This is a genomic window from Solwaraspora sp. WMMA2080 (genome assembly GCF_027497395.1).
GTDB lineage: Bacteria > Actinomycetota > Actinomycetes > Mycobacteriales > Micromonosporaceae > Micromonospora_E.
Map to the genome: position 1 here is coordinate 2,012,612 of NZ_CP114910.1, position 21,307 is coordinate 2,033,918.

21 protein-coding genes and 1 tRNA gene are annotated in these 21,307 nt (G+C 69.1%); 8 read left to right on the forward strand and 14 right to left on the reverse strand.

The annotated features are described in order from the left end of the window. Positions 1-11: 11 nt before the first annotated feature. From O7543_RS09110 to O7543_RS09155, 10 genes are all read right to left on the reverse strand, one after another. Positions 12-905: an IS982 family transposase gene (locus O7543_RS09110; RefSeq protein ID WP_281553035.1), complete on the reverse strand. Its 894-nt coding sequence runs from the start codon at positions 903-905 to the stop codon at positions 12-14. Between the two features lie 151 nt (positions 906-1,056). Then, a complete protein-coding gene (locus tag O7543_RS09115) occupies positions 1,057-2,280 on the reverse strand; it encodes an MFS transporter (RefSeq protein ID WP_281554220.1) in 1,224 nt (407 codons plus the stop codon). Positions 2,281-2,324: 44 nt separating this feature from the next. Next, on the reverse strand, positions 2,325-3,458 hold the full coding sequence (locus O7543_RS09120; RefSeq protein WP_281554219.1) for a sugar kinase: 1,134 nt from the start codon (positions 3,456-3,458) through the stop codon (positions 2,325-2,327). Then, complete coding sequence (locus O7543_RS09125) at positions 3,455-4,216, reverse strand: hypothetical protein (RefSeq protein WP_281554218.1); 762 nt, start codon at positions 4,214-4,216, stop codon at positions 3,455-3,457. Before O7543_RS09125 ends, O7543_RS09120 begins: the two co-directional genes overlap by 4 nt. Then, a complete protein-coding gene (locus O7543_RS09130; protein WP_281554217.1) occupies positions 4,204-6,255 on the reverse strand; it encodes a heparinase II/III family protein in 2,052 nt (683 codons plus the stop codon). Before O7543_RS09130 ends, O7543_RS09125 begins: the two co-directional genes overlap by 13 nt. Beyond that, a complete protein-coding gene (locus tag O7543_RS09135; RefSeq protein WP_281554216.1) occupies positions 6,255-7,829 on the reverse strand; it encodes a heparinase II/III family protein in 1,575 nt (524 codons plus the stop codon). The genes O7543_RS09130 and O7543_RS09135 overlap by 1 nt, the downstream gene beginning before the upstream one ends. Then, positions 7,826-8,593 carry an SDR family oxidoreductase gene (locus O7543_RS09140; protein ID WP_281554215.1) on the reverse strand — a complete coding sequence of 256 codons (768 nt, stop codon included), beginning with the start codon at positions 8,591-8,593 and terminating at the stop codon, positions 7,826-7,828. Before O7543_RS09140 ends, O7543_RS09135 begins: the two co-directional genes overlap by 4 nt. A gap of 12 nt (positions 8,594-8,605) precedes the next feature. Then, on the reverse strand, positions 8,606-9,469 hold the full coding sequence (locus O7543_RS09145; RefSeq protein ID WP_281554214.1) for a carbohydrate ABC transporter permease: 864 nt from the start codon (positions 9,467-9,469) through the stop codon (positions 8,606-8,608). After that, on the reverse strand, positions 9,459-10,388 hold the full coding sequence (locus O7543_RS09150) for a sugar ABC transporter permease (protein WP_281554213.1): 930 nt from the start codon (positions 10,386-10,388) through the stop codon (positions 9,459-9,461). Before O7543_RS09150 ends, O7543_RS09145 begins: the two co-directional genes overlap by 11 nt. A gap of 22 nt (positions 10,389-10,410) precedes the next feature. Beyond that, a complete protein-coding gene (locus tag O7543_RS09155) occupies positions 10,411-11,697 on the reverse strand; it encodes an ABC transporter substrate-binding protein (RefSeq protein WP_281554212.1) in 1,287 nt (428 codons plus the stop codon). A 255-nt stretch (positions 11,698-11,952) separates the two neighbouring features. Between O7543_RS09155 and O7543_RS09160 the strand changes: the two genes are divergently transcribed. The 3 genes from O7543_RS09160 to O7543_RS09170 all read left to right on the forward strand — a co-directional run bounded on the left by O7543_RS09160 (position 11,953) and on the right by O7543_RS09170 (position 15,038). Then, on the forward strand, positions 11,953-13,014 hold the full coding sequence (locus tag O7543_RS09160) for a LacI family DNA-binding transcriptional regulator (protein ID WP_281554211.1): 1,062 nt from the start codon (positions 11,953-11,955) through the stop codon (positions 13,012-13,014). A gap of 10 nt (positions 13,015-13,024) precedes the next feature. Further along, positions 13,025-13,777 carry a helix-turn-helix domain-containing protein gene (locus O7543_RS09165; protein ID WP_281554210.1) on the forward strand — a complete coding sequence of 251 codons (753 nt, stop codon included), beginning with the start codon at positions 13,025-13,027 and terminating at the stop codon, positions 13,775-13,777. A 106-nt stretch (positions 13,778-13,883) separates the two neighbouring features. Then, positions 13,884-15,038, forward strand: a complete 1,155-nt coding sequence (locus O7543_RS09170) for a polysaccharide lyase family 7 protein (protein WP_281554209.1) — start codon at positions 13,884-13,886, stop codon at positions 15,036-15,038. A gap of 140 nt (positions 15,039-15,178) precedes the next feature. On the opposite strand, the gene O7543_RS09175 is transcribed toward O7543_RS09170, so the two are convergent. The 3 genes from O7543_RS09175 to O7543_RS09185 form a co-directional block, all read right to left on the reverse strand. Continuing rightward, the gene (locus O7543_RS09175; RefSeq protein ID WP_348650089.1) at positions 15,179-16,033 is read right to left on the reverse strand and encodes a fumarylacetoacetate hydrolase family protein; all 855 of its coding nucleotides are present in this window, start codon (positions 16,031-16,033) and stop codon (positions 15,179-15,181) included. 363 nt (positions 16,034-16,396) lie between these two features. Then, a tRNA-Val gene (locus tag O7543_RS09180) sits at positions 16,397-16,471 on the reverse strand. Between the two features lie 60 nt (positions 16,472-16,531). Continuing rightward, on the reverse strand, positions 16,532-16,930 hold the full coding sequence (locus O7543_RS09185; RefSeq protein ID WP_281555533.1) for a TIGR02611 family protein: 399 nt from the start codon (positions 16,928-16,930) through the stop codon (positions 16,532-16,534). A gap of 471 nt (positions 16,931-17,401) precedes the next feature. On the opposite strand from O7543_RS09185, the gene O7543_RS09190 reads away from it, so the two are divergent. The 5 genes from O7543_RS09190 (at position 17,402) to O7543_RS09210 (ending at position 20,331) form a co-directional block, all read left to right on the forward strand. Continuing rightward, positions 17,402-17,833, forward strand: a complete 432-nt coding sequence (locus tag O7543_RS09190; protein ID WP_281554208.1) for an SsgA family sporulation/cell division regulator — start codon at positions 17,402-17,404, stop codon at positions 17,831-17,833. A 190-nt stretch (positions 17,834-18,023) separates the two neighbouring features. Further along, on the forward strand, positions 18,024-19,010 hold the full coding sequence (locus O7543_RS09195; RefSeq protein ID WP_281554207.1) for an AraC family transcriptional regulator: 987 nt from the start codon (positions 18,024-18,026) through the stop codon (positions 19,008-19,010). Continuing rightward, a complete protein-coding gene (locus O7543_RS09200) occupies positions 18,965-19,420 on the forward strand; it encodes an Rrf2 family transcriptional regulator (protein WP_123600883.1) in 456 nt (151 codons plus the stop codon). Before O7543_RS09195 ends, O7543_RS09200 begins: the two co-directional genes overlap by 46 nt. 89 nt (positions 19,421-19,509) lie before the next feature. After that, a complete protein-coding gene (locus O7543_RS09205; RefSeq protein ID WP_281554206.1) occupies positions 19,510-19,689 on the forward strand; it encodes a DUF4236 domain-containing protein in 180 nt (59 codons plus the stop codon). 90 nt (positions 19,690-19,779) lie between these two features. Beyond that, positions 19,780-20,331 (forward strand): potassium channel family protein, encoded by a 552-nt coding sequence (locus O7543_RS09210; RefSeq protein ID WP_281554205.1) that lies wholly within the window; start codon positions 19,780-19,782, stop codon positions 20,329-20,331. On the opposite strand, the gene O7543_RS09215 is transcribed toward O7543_RS09210, so the two are convergent. Further along, positions 20,282-21,247 (reverse strand): hypothetical protein, encoded by a 966-nt coding sequence (locus O7543_RS09215; RefSeq protein ID WP_281554204.1) that lies wholly within the window; start codon positions 21,245-21,247, stop codon positions 20,282-20,284. The genes O7543_RS09210 and O7543_RS09215 overlap by 50 nt on opposite strands. Between the last annotated feature and the right edge of the window lie 60 nt (positions 21,248-21,307).

Sequence of the window (21,307 nt, forward strand, 5' to 3'; positions counted from 1 at the left end):
CCGAAGTCCCGTCAGTGGTCGTAGGCGATCAGGGACCGGGTGACGGGTGCGCCGGTCTTGTTGTTGTGCCAGATCGCGGCGGCCATCGCGAGGAGTCGCTGGGCCACCCGTACGGCGACGCCGACGAAGGTCCGCCCACCGTGTTCCTCAAGATCAAGCTGGCCCTTGAGGGTGTCGTTGACCGACTCGATCAGCTGCCGGACCTTCTTGAGCATCGGTTCGCCGTAGCGGGCCTTCTCCCGCTTGCGTGACGGGCGTAGCAGGGTGATGCCCTGGTCGGCGAGTTCCCGCTCGAGTGGTCCGGACGCGAAGCCCTTGTCGCTGATCAACAGGATGCCGTCGTGTTCGGCGACGACACCGGCCTCGACCTCCAGCATCGCGGCGAGGACCTCCCGCTCGCCGATCTTCGGGTTCGCCAGGGCCCACAGGATCGGCATCCCGGTCGGGGTGCAGACCAGGTACAGGCGCAGTCCCCAGAAGAACCGGGAGTGGGAGGCGCAGTAGCCGTATCCGGCCCAGCCGGCCAGGTCCGAACGTTGCACGGTGGGGCGGGACATGCCGCACGGCACCGGGGTGGAGTCGACGATCCAGTGGTTGTCGAACCAGAAGTCGCTGTCGCGGGCCAGGTTCCGGATCGTCTTCTTGATCAGCGGGAGGGCGGCGCGGAGCCGTTTGTTGTAGCCGGGCCGCTGCGGTAGGTAGGGGAACATGCCGGCCAGGTGGACCCGGGCGTAGCGGATCCAGTGGGCTTCGGAACGGGCGCCGAGCAGGACCTGCGCCACGGCCAGGCAGACCAGTTCGGAGTCGGTCAGCAGTGGTGGTCTGCCGCGCCACCGGGGCGTGCGGATGCTGTCGTCGATCTTCACGTACAGTGCGGTCAAGAGGGTGTCCAGGTCTTGCGTCACAACATGATCTTGGATGCCCTCTCCTCATGCCCGGACATCGACCCCTGACTTCGGAACTACTCGTCTAGTCGGCGTACGGCTGCACCCGGTCCGGATCGTCGGGGTGCAGGAGCGTCGGTGCGGCCGGCCAGGTGGGCCGCCGCATCGACGCTCAATCGCTCCTGACTGGTGTTGACGGTCGGAGCACCAACAGGTAAGCGACCGCAGCCGCCGCGCCCCAGCCGGCGAACACCGTCCACGGTAGCCAGTTTCCGGTGTCGTCGCCGAGGTCGAGCAGCCACCCGCCGCCCAGGTTGCCGATCAGTCCACCGAGGGAGAGCACCAGTCCGTTCGCACCGAAGTAGGACGCGACCGCGCCCGGCGGGGCCAGCCGCGAAACGGTGCCGTTGACCGTCGGTAGCAGCAGGACCTGCCCGAGCGTGAAGACGACGACACCGGTGACCACTCCAGCCGGTCCCGGCAGCACACCCAGCAGCAACAGACCGGCAGAGAGCATGACCGTGGCCACGGCTAGCGTCCGGCCGGTCGTCAGATACCGCTCGGCAAGACGGGTCGACGGGACGGTCGCCACGACCATGACGACCGCCGCGACGGTGTAGACCAGGCCCAGCGACGTCGCTCCCGGCAGAACCTGACCGACCCGCACCGGCACGGCGAGGTAGAGCTGACTGAACAGCGCCCATGCGAAAGCACTGACCACAACGAACCGTCGAAACCCGCGATCTCGGGCAACGGTCCGCAACCGGTGCAGGGAGGACATCCGTACCGACGTTTCGGCGGTAGGAGGGTCGGGTCGCAGTCCGATCCAGGTGATCGCACCGGCGAGCAGAAACAGGCTGGACGCGACGATGCACAGTGCCGGGAAGTTGGTGGCCGCGAGGAGGCCACCGAGTGCGGGCCCGAGGACGAAGGACGCGTTACTGGCCATCTCCCGCACGGCGTAGGCACGGGTACGCAACGGCGCCGGTGTCAGCTCGGCGTACAGGGCATAGCTGGCCGGGTGAAAGAGGGATCCGCCCAGGCCGGCCAGGACCGAGGCGACCGCAAGTCCCGGTACGGCGTCCACGACACCGAACGCGGCGAAGCCGGCGGCACGCAGCAGCACGCCCACGCAGATCGCCCGACGGTGACCGAACCGGTCGGCCAGCATCCCCGACCAGAGCATCATGCCCTGCTGACTGGCCGACCGTACCCCGGCGAGCAACCCGGTGAGCGCGATGCTGAGCCCCAGGTCGTTCAGGAGGTGGTACGCCAGCAGCGGGACCAGGGCGTAGAAGCCGAGCCCCATGAGGAACGTGTCGGCGACCATGATCCGCAGGCCGGACGACCACCGCATGCGCCGGCGGCCGGCCGGCGCCTCCCCCGAGGAGGACACCGGCTGCCCTCGCCCTGGGACGACACTCGTACGACGGGTGGTACTCAGCGGAGTGCCCGGGCGTTGGATCCGGCGGCCAATGCCTCGACCTCCGTCAGAGCGGCCATCGATGCGTCCCCCGGCGTGGTCATCGCCAACGCGCCGTACGCCGCACCGAGCTCGACACCGATGCGCAGGTCGCCGAGCCGCAGCAGGCCGTAGACAAGGCCAGCGGCGAAGCCGTCGCCGCCGCCGACCCGGTCCAGAAGCTCCAGACCCGGTCGGTACCGGGCTGCGACGGGGCCGGCGTCAGCGGACCAGGCGACGGCCCCCCAGTCGTTGACCGAGGCGGACCGCACGGTGCGCAACGTCGCCGCCACGATCGACAGATCGGGGTAGCTCCGGGCTACCTGCTCCAGCGACGTCTGGACATCGCCCAGGTCGGGACGGACCCGGTCGCCGGGCACCTCCCACCGGCCTTCGCAATGGTCCACGCCGGAGTCCGATCGGCCGGCGCCGAGAACGGTACGGAAGTGTTCATCGTTGCCGATCAGCACGTCGACCGTCCGGGCGATGCGGTGGTTGACGAGTCGGGCCCGGTCCTGGCCGCCGATGTCGCGCCACAGGCTCGACCGGTAGTTCAGGTCGTACGAGACAACTGTGCCGTGCCGGCGGGCGGCGGCGGTGGCGGTGGATGCGGTCTCAGCGGCGGCACCGGACAGGCCCGCGTAAATGCCACCGGTGTGCAGCCAGCGGACCCCGAGGGTGCCGAACAGGTGGTCCCAGTCGATCTGGTCGGAGCCGAGTTGACTGACCGCAGTGTGGCCGCGGTCCGAGGTGCCAACCGCGGCGCGCACACCCTCGCCACGTTCGGTGAAGTTGAGCCCGTTACGGACGGTACGGCCGACTCCGTCGTAGGGCACCCACCGGATCAACGAGGTGTCCACTCCCCCTTGACGTATCAGGTCCTCGACGAGCCGGCCGATCTCGTTGTCGGCCAGAGCAGTGACGACGGCAGTCCGCAGGCCGAAGGCCCGGCGTAGCCCACGTGCGACGTTGTACTCGCCACCGCCCTCCGAGACGGCGAAGGTGCGTGCGGTCCGTACCCGGCCCGCACCGGGATCGAGACGAAGCATCACCTCACCGAGAGAGACCAGATCGAACTGACACTCGGCGGCGGGACGGATCGTCAGGGTCATCGAACCCGCTCCCTGGGTCTGCCGTTACGCTCCGTCGCCCGCGCGACAGCCGCATCGGACCGGTCGCCGGTCGTACCGACCCACGCCGTGACGGTGCCTCGTCGTCGTGTGCTGTCCGCGAGCCGCAGGCCGAGTAGCAGCGGCAGAGTGGCACCGAGCAGCAACGGCCCGAAGGCGAGCGGCGCGGTGACGAGCGGCACCGCGACAGCAGCCGCGAGCAGGGCCAACCCACGTCGGGGAGCGGCGAAGGCGAACAGCAGCGCGGCACGTCCCCAGCGTCCGGCTTCCCCGTCGGGGTCACCGGCGGCGGTGACGGCCAGTGCCAGGTGGTACGGCACCAGTGCCAGGATCAGCCCGATCTGCAGGGCCAGCAGGGCTGCGGCGTAGGCACCTGAACGGGTGGCCAGGAAGACGATGTTGGCCGCCAACAGCGCAGCGGCAACCGTGGACAGGATCGAGTGCCGCCACAGCCGCCGCCAGTAGTGCCCGAACATGGCCAGCGCACCGACGAACGGCCGGGCCCGTCCATCCGTACGCCACTGCTGCAGCGCGTGTGCCGTGGCGGCCAGCGCCGCAAGCCAGGTGACGACGCCCAGACTCAACAGGAGCAGGGCACAGCCCGCCAGCGCCGGGTAGGCGCCGAACTCCAGCACCCGCAACGTGGTGGCCGCCCAGCCACCTTGGACGGCCGCCACCTCGCTTCGGCGCCGGGCCGTCCCCCGTCCGGTGGCGGACGGCGCGGCGCTCAGGCCGGCCACGGCAGCACCCCGGTCACCGGTTCGTCGCTGCGTACCAGATCGCGACCAGCGACGTCCACGTGGGTCGCCGCGACCACCCCCACCTGTGCCGGGCGGTCGGCGGAGCCAGGCAGCAGGATCACCGCGGCGGCGGCGGCCCGCACGTCGGCGCCGTCGATCCGACGGTCGGCCGGCGCCAGCAGCACCGTCTCGCCGTCGGTCCCGAACCGCACCCCGACTCCTTCGGCACAGCCCACCGGCTCGGCGACGGCCGCGCGCGGGGCCAGCGCGCAGGTCGGTTCGACGCTGGTGAGGATCCGGGTACGGACGACCGGCGCCACCTGGACCCGAACGGTGTGCAGGGTGCGGACGATCCGCAGACTCGGCGTACTGCCGGTGGGGTTGGCCTCGATCTCCGTCGTCGCCTGACTGACGGTGGCGGCGTCCGGGACGACCTGGCGGACGTACGCCTGCGCCGGTCCGGACCGGAGCACGATGTCGCCGCCGACGAGCTCGGCCGGCCAGTCCGAATGCAGCAGAAAGGTCCACTCGCGTGGCTGGTCGGCGGCGAGGAGGTCGAGCACGACCAGCCGGCCGGCCGGGGTGAAGACAAGTGTCCGGTCGACGCGCCGGACGCCGAGCGCCGGATCGAACATCGCGGCAGACTCGGCCGTCGCGTGCACCAGCCCGTCCCCGGTGAGCACGTCCCGCAGGCGGGCCTGGCGCTCGTGGGGCAGGTCCTGGTAGACCTGGTAGCGGTCCTCGCCGGCCCAACCCTGCCCGTCGACCAGGACGAGGTTGTGGTAGGCGGCCCGCTTACGGTTGCAGTACCCGTCGTCGACGGCGAGGAACTCGCCGTGCGCGCCGAACACGAACGCCCCGGCGTCGGGGTGGTGGTGACCGGCGTTGAGGGTCTGCCAGCCCTTGTCCCGGCGGAACCGCTCGGCGGTGTCCCATGCGGTGTGTCCCCCGCCAGGGGCCGCCTTGAAGCTGACGAAGGCCGCGCCCGACTGCCAGCTGGTACGGGCGGTCACCTGTCCGAGGTCGGGAAAGTGAGCGGAGGTCGGCACCGTGTCGGCGGGTTCCACGGCCGGCACCTGCGGGTCGTACCAGAGCAGTTCGTAGCCGGCCTCCGGCAGCACGCCCGGTCTGACGCCGGAGGCGTACGCCTCCCGCCAGAAGTGCCGATCGGCGACGTGGTCGGCGAGCCAGCGGGCGCGGCCGTCGCGGTACGCGGCGGCGAGCTTGTAGTAGAGCGCGACGCTGTGCCCGGACCGGCGGTCGTGGCAGTCCCCGTGGTCGATGTTCTCCTCGAAGCCGGGGGCGCACTGGTGCAGCCGCCATTCGAAGGTGCGACTCAGAAAGTCGCCGCGCCGCCACCAGTCGATGCCTTCAGCGTGTTGCAGCAGGTCGAGGTGGATGGCCAGCCAGGGCACGCCGTACCGCCAGTAGACGACACCCTCGGAGTCCGATCCGTCGCCCGGCATCAGGTCCAGCACCGTCGCGAGGTTCTCCCGTGCCCGGTCGCTCCATCGTGGTTCGTCGAGGACGTATCCGGCGGCGGCCAGGCCGGCGTAGCAGATCCAGTTGTGGTTCTGCCAGTAGCTCGACGACCACCAGGAGCCTTCGGTCTCGACGGCGAAGGCGTACAGGCGCTCACCCTGCAGAGTGAGCTTCGCCCGCAGCGCCGCCGCCTCGTCGTCGGGCAGGTCGTCGCGCAGCCAGGAGTACGCCAGGGACAGCCCGTGCAGCAGCCAACCCGCGTCGAGGTCGTGGTCGGGCATCTTCGCCTTGCCCCAGTGCGGGTAGGACACGGCGGTACCGATCCAGCGGCGGGCTTCGAGCAGGTAGCCGGGCTGGCCGGTGAGGCGGTAGGCGAGGGCCAGGTTCATCGCGGCCGGGCCGAGGTAGGTGATGCTCGCGGTCGGATGCTCGGCGGGCGGACTCTGTCCGCGGTACCAGGCGCATTGCTCGTACAGCCGCCGCCACTGGGCGGCGTGGGTGGTGGTGAGCGCCGCGCGCAGTTGCCCGAGGCGGTCACCGATGAGCAGGGGTTGCATCAGCTCTCCATCCGGTAGATCGATCGGAACGTCACCGTGGTCGCGTCGTTCGCGGTCCAGTCGACCCAGCGGCGGACACGCTGCGGGTCGTCCGCCGGTCCGGGTCCGGGACGGCAGACGACATCGGCGTCGACCGAGACGGTGTGCCGGCCGCGCAGGGTCTGCCGGCCGGGCCAGACCGTTTCCAGGGTGCGGTCGGCGGTAGCCCGAATTGCCAGGTCGACATCCGGTCTGAGCTGCGCGCTGATCCGGCGGGGCCGGTCGGTCTCCACCCGCAGCTCGTCGACCAGCACACCGCCGCGCAGGGTCAGGTGGCGCCGGGCGGTCACCCCGGGATACGCGGTGTCACAGCCGATGGCGACCGAGCTGCTGTCGTACCCGATCAGATGCCCGGTGCACTCCGCCTGCTCGAGCCCGTCGACTGCGAAGGTGGGATGGGCGGCGGTCGAGGCGTAGTGGTGCCGCCAGCCACGGTGGCCGTACGGCACCTGACCCGGGTCGGGCTGCCAGGGAGTGTCGGCACCGTACAGGTACAGGGCCAGCTTGTCGCGGTGCCCGTGCGGGCCACCGTGCGGGCCGAAGTCGGCGACAGCGTGCAGCCCCGATCCACGCAGCACCACATAGCCCCCGTCGGGAAAGATCGTCACCGGCTGCGGCTCCGTCGGCCCCCGGTCCAGCAGGGGCAGCAGTTCCCGGAGTTCGTCCAGCTCGTACCGGGCCGGTGGCCGGTCGTACGGGCCGTCGTGCAGGGCTGGTAGCAGACCTCCGTCGGTGGCCAGGGTCTCGAGCACCGTGGCCATGGCGGCGAGTCGGCTCTGCGTCTGCGGTGGCACCGGAGTCTGCGGCAGTGACTGCAGCGTCAACAGGTACGCCCGCAGGACGAAGCCGTGGTAGTAGGTGGCTGCCTCCCACTCCCACCCGTCCGGACGAATCGCCGTCGAGACGTGGTCACACAGCCCGTGCCGACCGGTCAGCCAGTCGGGGCGGCCCGAGCAGACCGCGCCGGCGGCAATCAGCCACGCGGTGTAGTTGGACTCGAACTTGCCGGCGTCGACCAGCGCCTGGCGGGCCTGCCCGGCCGCCTCGACGAGGGCTTGGAGCAACTCGTTCACCTCCATGGGCAGTGGTTCACCGCCCGCCCGCAGCGCTGCGGCGGCCTGGCCGATGGTCACCGCCCAGATCGCCTCGGTCAGCGCCTGATGGAACAGCCGACCACGCAGCATCCAGCCGGCGGCTCCGTCGTGCGGTGCCGCGCCGAGTGCCGCGTACTGGCGGGCGTATGCGGTCAGCAGGTCGACAGCCGTGCGGCGGTCGTCGTCCCGGGGTGACCGGGCGAGCAACCGGATGCGCCGGGCACTCGCCTGATGCGCCAGGACGGTCCAACCACCCCGCACCGACGGATCGTCGATCCGGCAGCCGTGGCGGCACCGCGCGCCGGCATCCGGGAACTCACCGTCGAGCAGCCGGTCGTGATCGAGTTCCACGCCGTGCGCGGGGCAGACGTACGCGTGCCACCAACCGCCCCGCTCGGGCGGGAGTACCGGCGGACGCAGGGTCGGCGTCGGCACGGTCACCGGAACCAGGCTCCACCGTCGATGTCGATCGTCGCCCCGGTGACGTAGGAGGCCGACTCGGAGGCGAGCCACACGACTGCGCCGGCGACGTCCTCGGACCGGCCGCCACGACCGAGCGGCACCCCGGCGATGATCGTTTCCTGAGTCTGTGCCGGGGTGAACGTCTCGTGGAAGGCGGTGCCGCCGATGAATCCCGGGGCGACCGCGTTCACCGTGGTCCCGGTCGTCGCCAACTCCTTGGCGAGCCCCTTGGTCAGGCCCCGCACCCCCGCCTTCGCCGCCGCGTAGACCGCTGATCCGGCACCGCCACCGTTGTGCGCAGCCAACGACGACATGGTGATCACCCGCCCCGCCGTACCGGCGGCCCGCAGGTGCGGGATCGCGGCCCGCACCGTTCGGAAGGTGGCACCCAGGTTGAGATCAACGACCTGGGCGTAGTGCTCGTCGGTCATCTCCGCCACCGGGCTGCGGCCGACCATTCCACCCGCGTTGCAGACCAGGATCTCCAGACCGCCGAGAAAGCTGGTGGCCTCCCCGACAAGATCGGCCACCTCGCTGGTCCGGGTGAGGTCGGCCTGCCGGACGACAGTCTTGCGACCCAGCGTCTCGATGGCCGAGGCCACTTCGGCGGCCGGACCGGCGGAGTGTCCGTGGTGGACGGCCACGTCCGCCCCGGCCCGGGCGAGTGCTACGGCGATAGCGGCTCCGATACCGTGGCCGGCACCCGTGACCAGGGCCCGACGCCCAGCTAGATCGATATTCATCGAGATACCCCTTTACTTGATTCCGGCGGTGGCAAAGCCCTGCACGAAGTACCGCTGGGCGAACAGGAACAGCACGATCATCGGTACGGTGGCCAGCGTCGATCCGGCCATCAGGTAGGACCATTCGGTCCGCTCGGCCTGTTGAAAGGCCGCCAGACCGACCTGGATCACCCGCAGGTCGTCGCGGGTGGTGACCAGCAGCGGCCAGAGGAAGTTGTTCCAGCTGTTCTCGAAGGTAACCAGGGCGACCGTCGCGACGGCTGGTTTCACCAACGGGGTCATCACCCGGGCGAAGATCCCGAACTCCCCCATACCATCTATTCGGGCGGCCTCCTCCAGCTCACGGGGCAGAGAGAGGTAGAACTGCCGGAACAGAAAGATCGCGAACGGGGTGAGCGCGCCCGGAACGATCAGGACCCACCACGAGTCGAGCCAGCCGTAGCCGCCCCGGCCGAGGTGGTCGTTGCCGCCGAAGAACGGCATCCCCTTGGCGATCAGATACTGCGGGACGATCTTCGTGTAGGTCGGGATCATCATCATCGCGAGGATGGCCATGAACAGCACGGTCCGACCCCGGAACGAAACCCGGGCCAGCGCGTAGCCAGCCATCGTTGCCAGCATCAGGTTGATCACCGTGTGCCCGATGGCGATCAGCAGGCTGTTGCGGAAGTACGTCCCGAACGGGGCGTAGTCCAGTGCTGCCTGGTAGTTGCTCCACACCCATTCGGTCGGCAGCAGTTGTGGCGGGTAGGCGGCGATGTCGGCGCGGCTCTTGAGCGACGTCAGGATCATCCAGACGAACGGAACGACCATGATGAGTCCGCCGAGGCCAAGCAGTAGGTGCAGCACCCAGCGGGCGTCGAACTTACGCTTCATCGCCGTCCTTCCCGGTCAGTCGGCGCCCGATCACCGTCAGGACGAGCAGGAAGGCGAAGAGCACCACGCTCTGCGCACAGGCCGCCGAGATGTCGAACTCGCCGAACGCCGTCCGGTAGATCTCGTACGTCATGACGGTCGTCGAGTTCGCCGGGCCGCCGTCTGGAGTCAGCACGTACACCTGGTCGAAGACCTGGAACGCGTCGATCATGGAGACGATGAAGACGAAGAACGTGGCGGGTTTCAGCAACGGCAGGGTGATCGCGAAGAACTTGCGGGGGCCGGAGGCACCGTCGAGATTCGCCGCCTCGTACAGGTCGTGCGGAATGTTCTGCAGCGCTGCCAGGTAGATGAGCATCTTCAGGCCGATGCCTTTCCAGATGCTGACGAGGATGACCGCCGGCATCGCCCAGTCGGGGTCCGACAGCCAGGCCGGCCCGTTGACCCCGATCCAGCCCAGCAGCAGATTGAACAGTCCCAGGTTGGGCTCGAACATCCACATCCAGACCAGTGCGATCGCGACGGTGGCGGTGATGTGCGGCATGAAGAACGCCGCGCGGTACCAGGCCAGCGCCTTGATCCGCTGGTTGAGCAGCACCGCGATGACCACCGCGATCGCCATCGCCACCGGAACGGTGAAGAAGGTGAAGACGACGGTGTGCCAGATCGACAGGTTCCAGATGTCGTCGGCGAAGATCTGACGGAAGTTGTCCAGGCCGGCCCACTCGACGGTGCCGGCGATGATGTCGTAGTCGGTGAAGGCCAGGCCGAACGTGGCCACCACGGGTAGGCCGATCCACCAGATCAGGTGGATGACCGACGGGGCCAGCATCAGGTACGCCGCGCGACGACGTTCGGCACCCAGCCTTCGGCGACGGCGGGGCGGGCGTGGCGCCCGACTCGCGGACGCCACGCTCACGGTCTCGAGGGTGCTGGTCATGTCAGCCCTTGGCGATCGCTGCCTGGGCCTTGGCCACCAGCTCGTCGAGTGCCTGCTGCGGGTCCTTCTGGCCCAGCAGGACGGACTCGATGGCCGCTTTGAAGTCGCCCCGGATCTCCAACCAGGCCGGCACACCGCCTTCGGAGTAGGCGGCGTCGAGGTTCGCCATGGCGAACTGCGCGGCCGGGTTGCGCTGTACGTAATCGGAGTCGGACAGGCTGTTGAGGGCCGGCACGTTACCCCGCTGCTCGTTCGCGGCGAGCGACGCCTGTTCGTCGGTGAGGAAGCTGACCAGCGCCTTGGCCGCCGCCGGACGCTGCGACTTGGCCGAGACCGTTGCCAGCGTCCCACCCTGGAACATCGCGGGACGCTCGTTGCTGATCATGAAGAAGCCGATCTTGTCTTCCTCGATCAGCTCCGGTGCCTGTTCCTCGATCGCCAGCAGGTGGTTGTTGTGCCCCACCATCATCGCCGCCCGCCCCTGGGCCAGCGGCAGGCCGGTGGCACCGGGCTGAGTGAAACCGAAGTCCTCGCTCTTGTCGGTGAGGATGATGTCGGCCATCAGTTGCAACGCCCCGACCGCCTCCGGGCTGTTGAAGGCCGGTTGCCCATCCGAGGTCCACAGCTCGCCGCCGTTGGCCCACATCAGCGGGAGGAACGTCTGGCGCAGATCGTTGGAGAGGATGTCCACGCCGGCGCGGGTAAGCTTGCCGCGTGCGTCCCGCACGGTCAGCTGGCGCCCGATCTCCCGCAGCTCGGCGAAGTTGCTCGGCGGGGCGGCGATGCCCGCCTCGGCGAAGATGTCCTTGCGGTACAGACCGAACCGGGTGTCCAACATGATCGGCAGGCCGTACACCTTGCCCTGGTAGATGCCAGGCTCGACGACCCGCTCGTTGTACCGCTCGGCGAGCTCCTGCTGGTTCTCGTCCAACTCGGCCAGGGCGCCCTTGGCTGCGAACGGCGGGATCCAACCGACCCCCATGAGCATCACGTCGTACGGCCGACCGCCTGCGATCGACGTGGTGAGCTTCTCGTTCAGCTTGCCGTACGAGGTGTAGTCGACCTCGACGGTGATGTCCGGGTACTCCTCCTTGAACGCGTCGAGCTGCTCCTCCAGCACGGTCTTGCCGTCGGCGCCCTCAAAGATCGGCGTCAACAGCCGGATCGTGCCGCTGGCCTGGTCGTCGCCCTCCGTTGTGCCCGCCGGTCCGCCGCACGCGGTGGCGAGCAGCGCGGCGACGAGCACCATCGTCACCGCACGGGTCCGACTCCCCCGGGTTCTGGTCATCCTGGCCTTCTCTCCCGCGGCGCGCTCCGCCGCTTCTGGGTAGCTGCGACACCACGATCTAGCTCGTGGCAGGAAGGACTTTGCATCGATTTACTGGTAGATCGTTGCAGCAAGGCTAGGAGCGAGGTACAGACATGTCAATGGCTAGACACGGCACCGAAACACCGGCTTTACTGGTAGGCCCAGGGGCGGTCACGAGCTGGTAAACCTCTACACTCGGCTGGTTCAGATCGCCAACAAGGGGGAGCACGCGACGTGAGCGGTGTGACGATCTACCAGGTAGCCCGCGAGGCGGGCGTCTCGCCCAGCACCGTGTCGAACTTCCTCAACGGACGCCCCGGCCGCATGCTCCCCCAGACCCGCATCCGGGTGGCCGCCGCGATCGACCGGCTCGGCTACCGGCCAAACCGGGCGGCCCGGCAACTGCGCACCGGCCGGATCCAGGTGATCGGGCTCGTCGTACCGTCGGTCGCCAATCCGTTCTGGGGCAGCTTCGCCCGCTACCTCGAACGGGCCGCGTTGAGCGACGGCTACCACGTCCTGCTCTGCAACAGCGAACGGGAACCCGACCGGGAACGGCGCTACCTCGAGGAGCTCTGGGCCGACGGCATCCGGGGCGTCGTCCTCTGCTCCTCGCTGCCCTCGCTGGATCACGTACTGCCACTCGTCGAGACCGGGCTCAGCCTGGTCGCGTTCGACCGCACCGCTCAGGCCGGTGACCCGGGGACCTTGGTCAACATCAGCGTCGACAACGTGGTGGGCGCCCACCTGGCCACCGCCCACCTGCTACAGCTCGGCCACCGACGCATCGCCTTCGTCTCGGGGTCGCTGCGCAGCGTGAACCGCCGGGAACGGTTCCGGGGTTTCACCGACGCACTCGAGCAGGCCGGCCTGGACCCGGCCGAAACGATCGTCTGGTCCGGTGGCGCAGAGCAGGAGCCCTACGGAGATCTCGACGCCGCCGGGCTCGGTCGCACCGCCGCGAACGCGCTGCTGCGGACCTCGGACCGCCCCACCGCCATCGTCGCCATCAACGACATGTGCGCCCTCGGAATCAGCGCCGGCATCCGGGACGCCGGGCTCCGGGTAGGCCAGGACATCTCAGTCGTCGGCTTCGACGACATCGTGCTCGCCGACCTCGCCGCACCACCACTGACGACCGTACGTCAGCCGGTCGCGGAGATGGCGGCAGCCGCGTTCCGGCACCTGCGGGACCGGATCGACAACACCGAATCCGGCCCGAGCCAGTCGCTGCTGCTCCGCCCAGAGCTGGTGGTCCGCACCTCGACGGGCCCGGTACCGGAAGTGAGGAAGTAGGGGTACCACGATGACGACAGGCGGCGTCCCCCGGGTCAAATCGGCAGACCGCACCGTCGAGCTGCTGGAGCTACTCGCCGCCACCGCGGACCGGCGCACCCTCGTGGAACTCGCCCGCGCCCTGGGTATCCCCAAGAGCAGCATGCACGGACTGCTCCACACCCTCGTGCAGCGCGGCTGGGTTGAGACTGACACCGCAGGATCCCGCTACGGGCTGGGCGTCCAAGCACTGCGGACCGGTGCAGCTTACCTGCGTACCGACCGCGCGGTCCGCCGGCTCACCCCGGTCGTGGACCTGTTGCACCGCCGGCTCAAGACCACCGTGCAACTGGGCCGGCTGGTCGGTGGCCACATGGTCGCCCTGCTGACGCGGGAAGAGGTCGACGTGGCACCGATGCTTCGGACGGGCTGGCCGGCCCCGGCGTACGCCACGGCGATCGGCCGCGTCGTACTGGCCCGAGTGGCCGACGACGACGAGTCACTGGCACGGATGCTGTCCGCCTCACCAACCCTGCCTCCCGACGCTCTCGCAGCGCTCCGCGAAGAGCTCCGGCGGGTGGTCGAGCGTGGACATGCTGTCGACCAGGTGCCGGCCGGCCCGAACGGCGGCCGCGGCGTGGCGGTCGCCGCCCCGGCCAAGCTCGGCCCGCACGACGCGATCGGCGTCTGCGTCACCGACGGCGAGCTGACCGAGGCGCATGCCAGTGAACTCGCGGACGCAATCCGGGCAGCGACCACCGCCGGCCTGACGGGTCGGATCTAACAACTTCGAAATACGCCGTTGACCATCCAGTCATCTTCTTCTATGGTCACTCGGCACTAGTGCGACGTAGTTCACATATAGGAACTCTCACTACTGAGGACCCCTAATGAGACGTATCGCAATCCTCGCGCTGCCCGTAGCCGTGGTCGTCGCCAGCTCCACACTGACCGCACTGTCCGCGCACGCCACGACCGGCCTGCCCGTTACGGCAGCGACTGCCAGCTCCCACGACGGCAACGTGCCAGCCAACGCCATTGACGGAAGCCTCTCCACTCGCTGGTCCGCCCAGGGCGACGGCTCCTGGCTCCGACTCGACCTCGGTGCCAACCAGCAGATCGGATCGGTCGGCATCGCCTGGCACAAAGGCGACCAACGCCGGGCCACCTACACCGTTCAGACCTCAACCGACGCCAGTTCCTGGATCACTGTCGTCCCCCAGCGACAGAGCAGCGGCAGCACCTTACAGGTCGAGGACCACGACTTCACCGACCGGTCGGCCCGGTACGTACGCGTCGTTGGCTACGGCAACACGGCCAACAGTTGGAACAGCATCACCGAGATGCAGGTCTACGGCGCCGACGGGGGCGGTGGCGACTGCACCGTCCCGGCAGACGTACTCGACCTGACCAATTGGAAGATCACGCTGCCGACCGGCTCCTCCGACAGCCCGACCGAAATCAAGCAACCCGCCCTGAACGACTTTCAGATCTCCCCCTATTTCGTCGCTGCGGACTCGTGCCAGTCGGTCCAGTTCCGCTCCCCCGTCAACGGGGTGACCACAGGCGGCTCCAGCTACGCTCGGTCGGAGCTGCGTGAGATGGCGAACAACGGAGCCGCCCACGCGAGCTGGTCGTCGACCTCCGGCACACACACGATGGTCGTGGACGCCGCGTTCGACAGGCTTCCATCGACGAAGCCACATGTGGTCGTGGCCCAGATCCACGATTCGGATGACGACGTCACGGTCTTCCGATTGGAGGGCACCAGCCTTTACGTCACCAACGACAATGACACCCATCACAAGCTGGTTACCAGCAACTACCAGCTGGGCACCCGCTTCGAGGCCAAGTTCGTGGTCAGTGGCGGGCAGGTGAGGGCGTACTACAACGGCGTCCTGCAGACCACCATCGCCAGAAACTTCTCCGGCGCCTACTTCAAAGCCGGCGCCTACACCCAGGCCAACTGCTCAAACTCTTCGCCGTGCAGCGGCGACAACTACGGGCAAACCCGAATTTTCGATATCACCGTTACCCACTCCTGAAGCCGGCCGCCGCCCGGGGGCTCACACCCCGGGCGGCGCGGCGTCCTCGCGTCGCTTCCGACCCCGGCGCCGCAGGTCAGATCGGGCGTATTTGCAGAAGCGCCCAGCATCGGCTCCGATAACCGGCACCGACGGCGGAGTCAATCGGCGGCGCGACAGACTTGGCGCTGCTCGCCCAGCCCTTCGATGCCGACCCGCACCACATCCCCCACGCGCAGATAGGGAAACTGGCCAGACAACGCGACACCCTCCGGCGTACCGGTGTTGACGACGTCACCTGGCTCAAGCACCAGATACTGGCTCAGATACCAGATCAGGTGACGCACATCAAAGATCATGTCCTGTGTGGTGGAATGCTGACGAGGCTGGTCGTTCACAAAACTGCGCAGCGTGAGGCGTTGCGGATCATCAAGTTCATCGGCAGTGACCAGCCATGGTCCCAGCGGGTTGAACGACTCGCAACTCTTGCCCCTGACCCACTGGCCGCCGGCATCACCCATCTGGTAGTCCCGCTCGGACAGATCATTGGACACGGCGTACCCCGCTATGACGTCGCCCGCCTCGGTGGGTGACGCGAGGTAACGTGCCCGCCGGCCGATGACGACCGCCAACTCCACCTCCCAGTCGGTCTTCACCGCACCCTTCGGGATCACGATGTCATCGTAGGGCCCGACCACGGTGTTCGAAGCCTTGAGGAAGACGACCGGCTCGGCCGGCGGAGCGGTGCCGGACTCCGCAGCATGCCGGGAGTAGTTCAGCCCGATGCAGGCCACCGTGCCCGGCCTGGTGATCGGCGCACCGACGCGGGCACCCCGGACATCGACCTCTGAAAGATCCCCGGCGGCCAGGGCAACGCGTACCCGGTTCATGCCGTCACCGCCGAGAAAGGCCTGGTCGATGTCGGCGGTGACGCTGGTCAGATCGAAGTGACGGCCCCCGACGAGGAGTACCGGTCGCTCGCTGCCCTTTGGGCCGACCCGCATGAGCTTCATCATCAATTCCCTTCGGAGCAGGACGAGTCCCCGCAGACCGGGACGGCACCATCGGAATCAGCCAGGCCGTGCGCAGTAAATCGATACACTGTCCAGTCTCGCCAACACCAGCGTGGTCTGTCAATCGTCGACGCGCACCCTCGAAGCAGCCTGTGGACTGATCAGCCGGGCGGGCAGGGTGGTCGCCACCCGTACGACACCGTGCCGCCGGCCCGTCAATCAGTGCGGATGGACCGGGACACCGGTCCGGCGGCGGATCACCGCCGGATCAGGGGATCGGCACGCCATACGCCGAACCGATCGGACCGCCCGTGCGCGGATTCCTCGTGACAAGGCCGCCACTGCCGGCCCCGCTCGTGCAAAAAATGGTGGGCGATACTGGGATCGAACCAGTGACCTCTTCGGTGTGAACGAAGCGCTCTCCCGCTGAGCTAATCGCCCTCAGCGTGGATGACTGTACCCGATCGTCCCGCCCGGGCGCACATCCGGGTGGCGGTCGGCTCAGGTGGTGGCGAGGTAGCGCAGGAAGCTGGCGATCACGTCGATGCCGAGGCCGACCTTCAGCGAGAAGATCACCACGACCGCGACGAAGACGAGGCCCACCCCGGCGATGCCCAGCCGCACCGGCCAGCTCTGCCGGGTAACCCACCGGGTCCATCCCTGGACGTGCCGTCGGGCGAAGGCGAGCAGCCGCTTGGCCCAGTGGAACTCCACGCCCCAGACCGCCAGTCCGCCGAAGACGATCAGCCAGCCCGGCCCGGGTAGCGGGATCAGCACCAGGCCGAGGACCACGATCAGAGCACCGAGCAGGCCGACGCCGACCTTCAAGGCGATCCGGCCAGTGGGATTGGAGCGGATCAGGGCGAGGGTCACCCGAATCCGTTGGCGCAGCCCGGACAACGTTCGCGGTGCCTCCGGCTCGGGACGATCGGTGACAGCGACCGGAGCGCCGCGCCCACTCGGACGTCCGATCGGGTCACTGCCCACCTGGTCTCCCCCCGACTCGGCGTGTCCGACAGTCTCATCCGCCGGGTCGTACGACGCATGACCCGGTGTTGAATTCTCGGTCATCCGCTTGGCGGAGGAGGGTTTTATGGCCATTTTGCCCCTCATTGTCGCCCGCCCCGTCACCACAGGGCACCACTGGACGTTACCGGAGTGAGTCGACGTCTGAACCACCCGACGCCGGGCACGTCCCAGTACCCAAGCAGAACCGGACAAGACACCCAAGATGGACATTTTTGGTGCATCCCGGAACCGCTTCCCTCTACTGGGTGAGATCAGCGATAGACGGAGCGTAGTCAAATGCAAGGCCGGAGTATGGGGAAAGCGGGGCGGGCGTCCCGCAGCGGTGCCGGGGGGAGAACGTCCATGAGTGTCATCCGACCAACGACCGTCGAGGTCGAGACGTCACTACGGCTCATCGCGCCTGACGCTACCGCGCTGCCGGTACGAGCCAGCCTGCGTTACGAACCGAGTGATCCGTACGCGGTCCACGTACTCTTCCACGCGGAGTCGGCCGGCGGTGAAGCGGTCAGCTGGTCGTTCGCCCGAGAGCTTCTGGTGACCGGTCTCGACGAACCGGCCGGGATCGGTGATGTCCGGGTCTGGCCCTGGACGACTCCCCGGGGCGACTTCGTGGCGCTCGCGCTGAGCTCCCCGGATGGCAACGCGCTGTTCGAGGTGCCGCGCAGCGTGCTGGTCCGCTTTCTGCGCCGCACCTACGTGGTGGTGCCCCGCGGCCACGAGTCCGACCACCTGGACGTGGACACCGCGGTGAACCGGCTGCTGGCCGGGCGCTGATCGGAACGGCCCGACTCCGCCCGACCCGGCGGGGACTGCGGCTGTTTCGCGTGACGGGAGTACGGCGATGCGCCGTACTCCCGCCGCTGGTGCGGCCACCGGCGCACCCCGGCGCCTCCGCTGGGACGACGCGACGATCCGCCGGTGGTCGGGATGCGGTTGCGGCGCGCTGCGGTTACCGTCGAAACCGATGGTTCAGCCCGATCAGCTCGCCCGCCGGATGTCCGACCCGGATCCCCTGAGGCCAGCGATCAGCGCAACTACTCTCGGTAACAGTCTGACTGCCGACGTGCCACCCCGACCACGGTTGCTCCCCCACGACGAACTGCTACTGGTCACCGCCGGTCACGGCAGCCACGAGATCGACTTTGTCGCCCACCCATGCCGACCCGGCACCCTGCTGTGGGCCCACGCCGGGCAGGTGGTTCGGGCCGGCGGACAGCACGGTCTGGACGCGATCCTGGTGCGATGGACCGCGGCACCAGGCATGCCGGACCGGCCCACCTCCCGCGCCCACTGGCAGCTCACCGGTGAGGACGCCGACGCCATCATCAACGAGGTCAGCCAACTCGTCGTGGACAGCCAGCGGCCCCGGCGGACGGCGCTCGTCGACGAACTCCTCCGCCATGAACTGCGGGTCCTGCTGCTGCGGGTCGCCCTGCTGCCGTACGACTCCCCGCCAGCGCTCGATACCCCGACCACAGATGATCGCCCCGGTGACTATCCCGCATGGGCGGACGAAGCCACCGGGGCGGGTTCATCGAGGTGGGACACCTTCCGGCGGTTCCGGGCCGAGGTGGAGCGGGACCACGCGCGTAGCCGACGGGTCGAGGAGTACGCCGAACGGCTGTCCTGCGCGGTCCGCACCCTCACCCGGGCCAGCCTGACCGTGACCGGGCGGACCGCCAAACAGGTGATCGACGACCGGGTGGCGCTGCAGGCCAAGCGGTTACTCGCGGCGACCAACCTGCCGGTGGCCCAGGTCGGTGCGCGGCTGGGCTTCCCCGAGCCGACGAACTTCGGCCGTTTCTTTCAGCGCGAGGTGGGGTGCAGTCCGGGGAGCTTCCGCGCCGACCTGCTGGAACGCCCACCGGTGACCGACCGGGTCGCGGCAACCGGCATGATGGTGGCGTGCAGATCTCCGCGCGCGGCGACTACGCGGTACGAGCAGCGCTGATCCTCGCTGCCGCTTACCCGACGCTGATGTCCACCCAGGCGATCGCCGCCGAGCAGGACATGCCGCGCAAATTCCTCGAGGCGGTGCTGGCCGACCTGCGCCGGGGCGGGGTGGTCCGGGCACAGCGCGGCGCGGAGGGTGGCTACACGCTGAGCCAACCGCCCGGGGACGTCACCATCGGCATGATCCTGCGGGCGGTGGACGGACCGCTGGCCGGGGTGCGCGGGCTGCGTCCGGAGGAGACCCGGTACGCCGGTGCTGCGGAGAACCTGCCCCGGCTCTGGATCGCGGTACGCGCCGCGTTGCGCGAGGTGGTCGACGAGGTCAGCCTCGCCGAGGTACTCACCGGCCGGATGCCGGCGCACGTCCGCAAGCTGACGCTGAAGCCGGACGCCTGGGAGTCCCGCTAACCAGGCATGTGGACGGTCGGGTTTGCCGATCGACGCGACGGGGAACTGAGCAGCCCACCTGCTGACGGTCGACGGAGGGAGCGCGAGCGATGGGCGTCATGTTCCGCAAGCGGAAGCGGTTCGGCCCGCTCCAGTTGAACTTCACCGAGAACGGGTTCTCGTCCTGGACCATCCGGATCGGCCGATGGTCGTGGAACTCGCGGGCCAAGGCGCACCGGTACGACCTGCCCGGCCCGTTCTCATGGAGGCAGGACAAGTCGCGTAGCTGAGCGCGCAGGCGCAGGCGCAGGCGCAGGACAATAATCGAAGGCTCGGCGGGATCGCCCGCCGAGCCTTCGATCTGCAGGAATAATAATATTATGTCCGATATAGCTGGAGATGATGCCCTGTCCCGTACTCGGAATCCCCGCCGGGCCGAGGTACGGCGTACCTCCGCCATCTGCCTGCTGATGGTCCTGCTCTACTACCTGGTCCCGGTGGAGCCGGGGGTGACGGGGATGCATCTCGCGGTCCGCGCCGTGATCACCGTCGTCGGCGTGACACTGGTGGCCGCGCTGGTGCTACAGCAGATCCGCGACCAGATCACCGCCGATCCGTCCGACGTACGCCTCACCCGGCTGGCGATCGCGCTGGTCGGCGGAGTGGTCGTGTTCGCGCTGGCCGACCTGGTCATCTCGTTCAGCGACCCGGCTCAGTTCATCGACATGACGACGAAGACCGACGCGCTCTACTTCGCGATCGGCACGCTCACCACCATCGGGTACGGCGACGTACACGCCAAAGGCCAACTCGCCCGCGCGGCGGTCTGCGTCCAGATGGTGTTCAGCGTCGGAGTGCTCGCCACCGGCGCGTCGCTGCTGGTCAGGCGGTGGACGGAGTACGCCCGCCAGCAGCCGGGGCGGTCGGGGTGATCTTTACGTCGCCGGCCAACCGTCCGTCCGCCGGCCAGCGCCGCACCTGGTCGGCGGCGAGCAGACCGGCCAGCGCCCGGTTGGCGTCGGAGGCCCGGTGGACCGTCCCGGTCACCGTGAAGCTGCGCAGCTCGGCGACGGTCCGGGAGCCGCACTCGACGAGGTGGGCGTACAGCCGGTCGCGCAGCGAGGCGAGCCAGTGGTCCGGCTCCTGCCCGGCGACGGCCGCGTCCGGCTCCTGCCGGGCGACGGCCGTCGCCTGCGGATCGTCGGCGGCACGCAGCCCCCACCCCGCCGGACCGACCTCCCAGAGCGCCTCCTTGAACGCCTCGATGCGTTTGCCGGACCCGGTGGCGAAGGCGACCGGGTACGACGTGCCGCCGTCGACCTGCCCGGCCACCCCGGCCGGCACCAGCTCGACGACGCTGACCAGCGGAAAGCCGGCTGCGGTCAGCACCCGGCGCAGTTCAGCTGGTGAAGCCGCTCCGACCACCAGCAGCTCGGCCGGGCGGCCGGCCGTCGACGCGCGCCACACGACGGGTCCGGGCAACGGGCCACCGGCCAGGTCGAGGTGGCACAACAGCGGCGCGTTGGCGGCCGCAGCGGCGGTCACGGCCACCGGGAGCAGCTCCGGACCGCCGGGCAGCAGATGGGCCGTCACCGCCGCCGGCAGCCCGGTCGGGTCCGGCTGGGCACCGGAGGACGTGACGGTGACGACCGTCAGGTGCCGGCCGGTGACCAGTTCCGGGTGGTCGGCGACGGCGCGCAGCGCAGCGTCCGCGGTGGTGCCCGGCGGGCCCTGGTACGCCTGAACGAAGGTGGCGCGACGGGCCTGGCGCAGCGCGGCGGGAACCCAGGTGCTCAGGTGGCGGAGCAACAGGTCGTGCGGGACCCGCCCCGCCGGCTCGACTGTCATGGCGTCCGTTCTACCGGCCCGGGTCGCGGCCCGCGCGGGCGGGGCCGGCCGAGCCGCCGT

Bases quoted from the DNA above. Each gene is read 5' to 3' on its own strand.
- O7543_RS09120 (WP_281554219.1), bottom strand. From the start codon at position 3,458: ATGACCCTGACGATCCGTCCCGCCGCCGAGTGTCAGTTCGATCTGGTC.
- O7543_RS09130 (WP_281554217.1), bottom strand. From the start codon at position 6,255: ATGCAACCCCTGCTCATCGGTGACCGCCTCGGGCAACTGCGCGCGGCG.
- O7543_RS09140 (WP_281554215.1), bottom strand. From the start codon at position 8,593: ATGAATATCGATCTAGCTGGGCGTCGGGCCCTGGTCACGGGTGCCGGC.
- O7543_RS09145 (WP_281554214.1), bottom strand. From the start codon at position 9,469: ATGAAGCGTAAGTTCGACGCCCGCTGGGTGCTGCACCTACTGCTTGGC.
- O7543_RS09155 (WP_281554212.1), bottom strand. From the start codon at position 11,697: ATGACCAGAACCCGGGGGAGTCGGACCCGTGCGGTGACGATGGTGCTC.
- O7543_RS09165 (WP_281554210.1), top strand. From the start codon at position 13,025: ATGACGACAGGCGGCGTCCCCCGGGTCAAATCGGCAGACCGCACCGTC.
- O7543_RS09170 (WP_281554209.1), top strand. From the start codon at position 13,884: ATGAGACGTATCGCAATCCTCGCGCTGCCCGTAGCCGTGGTCGTCGCC.
- O7543_RS09175 (WP_348650089.1), bottom strand. From the start codon at position 16,033: ATGATGAAGCTCATGCGGGTCGGCCCAAAGGGCAGCGAGCGACCGGTA.
- O7543_RS09190 (WP_281554208.1), top strand. From the start codon at position 17,402: ATGAGTGTCATCCGACCAACGACCGTCGAGGTCGAGACGTCACTACGG.
- O7543_RS09195 (WP_281554207.1), top strand. From the start codon at position 18,024: ATGGTTCAGCCCGATCAGCTCGCCCGCCGGATGTCCGACCCGGATCCC.
- O7543_RS09205 (WP_281554206.1), top strand. From the start codon at position 19,510: ATGGGCGTCATGTTCCGCAAGCGGAAGCGGTTCGGCCCGCTCCAGTTG.
- O7543_RS09210 (WP_281554205.1), top strand. From the start codon at position 19,780: ATGTCCGATATAGCTGGAGATGATGCCCTGTCCCGTACTCGGAATCCC.
- O7543_RS09215 (WP_281554204.1), bottom strand. From the start codon at position 21,247: ATGACAGTCGAGCCGGCGGGGCGGGTCCCGCACGACCTGTTGCTCCGC.